Here is a 3695-nt window from a genome sequence, read left to right on the forward strand (position 1 = left end):
AACGGCGTCTCGCCGTGGGGAAGCGGCAACTACCGCGATTCTGGGCAGTAGTGCAACTAGCATGCCATCAGGCTAAACCCTCGGTTGCCCGTCATCCGTGCCGGCTCGCGCGATGAACGGCACCGCAAAAGCACTTCGAAAAGCACTGGAAAGGCACCCGAAGGGCACCGGCACGGCGCGAGGAACGGGCTGCCGCGCACCTGAAGCGCGCCCGGCGCTGCGGGTGCAGGGCAGCCCACACGGGGCGGCGAAAGACCGGGTGTCCCTGAGTCTTTCCCTGGCCGTACCGGGCCGCACGCCGGGTCAGGCAGCGGGCGCCAGAGATCCCCGCCGCGGCTTTTCCAGGGCCGACTTGTCGAAAAAGGACGCCTATGGCGGAAAAGGCAAAGAACACGTCTGAATTCATAAATTGACGCGCAGGGCGAACGTCAAGAATAGAAGCCATACAGAGCGGCGGCAGCAAACGTGCAGGCGCCGCGCCAGGCCTTGCATCAACCCTCTCACGGACCTTCCATGTCGAACCCGGATCCTTTCTTCGAAGCGCCGCTCGCCACACGCGATGCGGCGGTGCGCGGCGCCATCCTGAAAGAGCTCGAACGCCAGCAGTCGCAGGTCGAGCTGATCGCCTCGGAAAACATCGTGTCGCGCGCGGTGCTCGAAGCGCAGGGCTCGGTGCTGACCAACAAGTACGCGGAGGGCTATCCGGGCAAGCGTTACTACGGCGGTTGCGAATACGCGGACGCGATCGAGACGCTCGCGCTCGATCGCCTGCGGCAGCTGTTCGATGCGAAGTTCGCCAACGTGCAGCCGCACTCGGGCGCGCAGGCCAACGGCGCGGTGATGCTCGCGCTGGCGAAGCCCGGCGACACGGTGCTGGGCATGTCGCTCGACGCGGGCGGCCACCTCACGCACGGCGCGAAGCCGGCCCTGTCGGGCAAGTGGTTCAACGCGGTGCAGTACGGCGTGAAGCGCGAGTCGCTGCTGATCGACTACGAGCAGATCGAGGCGCTCGCGCACCAGCACCGCCCCACGCTGCTGATCGCCGGCTTCTCGGCCTATCCGCGCGCCCTGGACTTCGCACGGCTGCGCGCGATTGCCGACAGCGTGGGCGCGAAGCTGATGGTGGACATGGCGCACATTGCCGGAGTGATCGCGGCGGGGCGTCATGCAAATCCGGTCGGGCATGCGCACGTGGTCACTTCGACCACCCACAAGACCCTGCGCGGCCCGCGCGGCGGCTTCGTGCTGACCAACGACGAGGACATCGCGAAGAAGATCAACTCGGCGGTGTTCCCCGGGCTGCAGGGCGGCCCGCTGATGCACGTGATCGCGGCCAAGGCGGTGGCGTTCGGCGAGGCGCTGCAGCCGGGCTTCAGGACCTACATCGACCAGGTGCTCGCCAATGCGCAGGCGCTGGGCGAGGTGCTCAAGGCGGGCGGCGTCGATCTGGTGACGGGCGGCACCGACAACCATCTGCTGCTGGTCGATCTGCGGCCCAAGGGTCTGAAGGGCAACCAGGTCGAGCAGGCGCTCGAGCGCGCGGGCATCACGTGCAACAAGAACGGCATTCCGTTCGACACGGAGAAGCCCACGGTCACCTCGGGCATCCGCCTGGGCACGCCCGCGGGCACCACGCGCGGCTTCGGCGCGGGCGAGTTCCGCGAGATCGGGCGGCTGATCGTCGAGGTGCTCGATGCGCTGCGCGATCATCCGCAGGGCGACGCCGCCACCGAACAGCGCGTGCGCCGCGAGATCTTCGCGCTGTGCGAGCGCTTCCCCATTTACTGAATCCGCCTGGAGCACACGATGAGCACTTTGCACGACAGCAGCATCATCATCGACGGTCTGAACATTTCGAAGTTCGAGCGCTCGGTGTTCGAGGACATGCGCAAGGGCGGCGTGACCGCGGTGAACTGCACGGTCTCGGTCTGGGAGAGCTTCCAGAAGACGGTCGACAACATCGCGCAGATGAAGCAGCAGATCCGCGAATACGGCGAGATCCTGACGCTCGTGCGCACCACCGACGACATCCTGCGCGCGAAGAAGGAGAACAAAACCGGGATCATCTTCGGCTTTCAGAACGCGCATGCGTTCGAGGACAACCTGGGCTATATCGAGGCGTTCAAGGATCTCGGCGTGAACGTGGTGCAGCTTTGCTACAACACGCAGAACCTGGTGGGCACCGGCTGCTACGAGCGCGACGGCGGCCTGTCGGACTATGGCCGCGAAGTGATCCAGGAGATGAACCGCGTGGGCATCATGGTCGATCTGTCGCACGTGGGCGGCAAGACCTCGTCCGAGGCGATCGCCGCGTCGAAGAAGCCCGTGTGCTACTCGCATTGCTGCCCGTCGGGGCTCAAGGAGCATCCGCGCAACAAGAGCGACGCGCAGCTCAGGGAGATTGCCGAGGCGGGCGGCTTTGTCGGCGTGACGATGTTCGCGCCGTTTCTGCGGCGCGGCGCCGAGGCGACCGTGGACGACTATATCGAAGCGATCGGCTACGTGGTCGATCTGATCGGCGAAGACCAGGTGGGCATCGGCACGGACTTCACGCAAGGCTACAGCACCGAGTTCTTCGACTGGATCACGCACGACAAGGGCCGTTACCGCCAGCTGACCAACTTCGGCAAGGTGGTCAATCCCGAAGGCATCCGCACGATCGGCGAGTTTCCGAACCTGACGGCGGCGATGCAGCGCGCCGGCTGGAGCGACACGCGCATCCGCAAGATCATGGGCGAGAACTGGGTGCGCGTGTTCGGCGAAGTCTGGAAAGTCTGAACGTTCACGAAGCTGTTCGCATACAAATCTGTTCGCCTACATAAAGCTGAAGCCGGAGTCACACCATGCAACCCCAACTGCCCATCGACGTCGACGCGAATACCGGCGTGTGGACCACCGACGCGCTGCCGATGCTGTACGTGCCGCGCCACTTCTTCACGAACAATCACACCGCGGTGGAAGAAGCGCTCGGCCGCGACGCGTATGCGCAGATCCTCTACAAGGCCGGCTACAGGTCCGCGTATCACTGGTGCGAGAAGGAAGCGAAGCTGCATGCGCTCACCGGGATGGCCGTGTTCGAGCACTACCTGAAGCGTCGGTCGCAGCGCGGCTGGGGGCTGTTCGCGATCCGCGAGGCCGACCCCGCCACCGCGCGCGCGAAGATCGAACTGCGCCACTCGTCGTTCGTGCTCGCGCAGCCGGGCCGGGAAGGCAAGCTCTGCTACATGTTCGCCGGCTGGTTCGCGGGCGCGATGGACTGGGTCAACGACACCACGCCCGAAGGCCGGGGCGCGCCGCGCGCCCAGTCGCAGGAAGTGCAGTGCGCGGGCGAGGGGCACGACGAGTGCGTGTTCGAAGTGTCGCCGCTCGCGTCCTGACGAAGGGGTCGGCGGGCGACACCGCAGCGCGCAACAAGCTTATCCATTCCGAGGTCGATCGCAATGCGTTACCCGAACCTTTTCAAACCCCTCACGCTGAACCGGCTGACCCTGCGCAACCGCATCGTCAGCACCGCGCATGCGGAGGTGTATGCGGAGCCGGGCGGCCTGCCCGGCGACCGTTATATCCGCTATTACGAGGAAAAGGCCAAGGGCGGCGTCGGGCTTGCCGTGTGCGGCGGTTCGAGCCCGGTGTCGATCGACAGTCCGCAAGGCTGGTGGAAGTCGGTGAACCTGTCGACCGACCGGATCATCGAC

Annotated in this window: 5 protein-coding genes; all 5 read left to right on the forward strand. The window is 65.5% G+C overall.

From position 1 onward, the window contains the following. The first annotated feature begins 112 nt into the window (after positions 1-112). On the forward strand, positions 113-400 hold the full coding sequence (locus ABQJ48_RS37460) for a hypothetical protein (protein WP_367842888.1): 288 nt from the start codon (positions 113-115) through the stop codon (positions 398-400). A 113-nt stretch (positions 401-513) separates the two neighbouring features. After that, positions 514-1788 (forward strand): serine hydroxymethyltransferase, encoded by a 1275-nt coding sequence (locus tag ABQJ48_RS37465; RefSeq protein WP_367842889.1) that lies wholly within the window; start codon positions 514-516, stop codon positions 1786-1788. Positions 1789-1806: 18 nt separating this feature from the next. Next, on the forward strand, positions 1807-2778 hold the full coding sequence (locus ABQJ48_RS37470) for a dipeptidase (RefSeq protein ID WP_367842890.1): 972 nt from the start codon (positions 1807-1809) through the stop codon (positions 2776-2778). Between the two features lie 65 nt (positions 2779-2843). Then, on the forward strand, positions 2844-3377 hold the full coding sequence (locus tag ABQJ48_RS37475; protein ID WP_367842891.1) for a DUF5943 domain-containing protein: 534 nt from the start codon (positions 2844-2846) through the stop codon (positions 3375-3377). Positions 3378-3440: 63 nt separating this feature from the next. Further along, a partial coding sequence (locus tag ABQJ48_RS37480) for an oxidoreductase (protein WP_473094251.1) occupies positions 3441-3695 on the forward strand: 255 nt, incomplete at its 3' end.

Origin of the sequence: Paraburkholderia suaedae (genome assembly GCF_040812055.1) — a bacterium.
Classification (GTDB): Bacteria; Pseudomonadota; Gammaproteobacteria; order Burkholderiales; family Burkholderiaceae; genus Paraburkholderia.

Excerpts from the sequence above, each read along its gene's own strand:
- ABQJ48_RS37460 (WP_367842888.1), top strand. The coding sequence starts at position 113 with ATGAACGGCACCGCAAAAGCACTTCGAAAAGCACTGGAAAGGCACCCG.
- ABQJ48_RS37465 (WP_367842889.1), top strand. The coding sequence starts at position 514 with ATGTCGAACCCGGATCCTTTCTTCGAAGCGCCGCTCGCCACACGCGAT.
- ABQJ48_RS37470 (WP_367842890.1), top strand. The coding sequence starts at position 1,807 with ATGAGCACTTTGCACGACAGCAGCATCATCATCGACGGTCTGAACATT.
- ABQJ48_RS37475 (WP_367842891.1), top strand. The coding sequence starts at position 2,844 with ATGCAACCCCAACTGCCCATCGACGTCGACGCGAATACCGGCGTGTGG.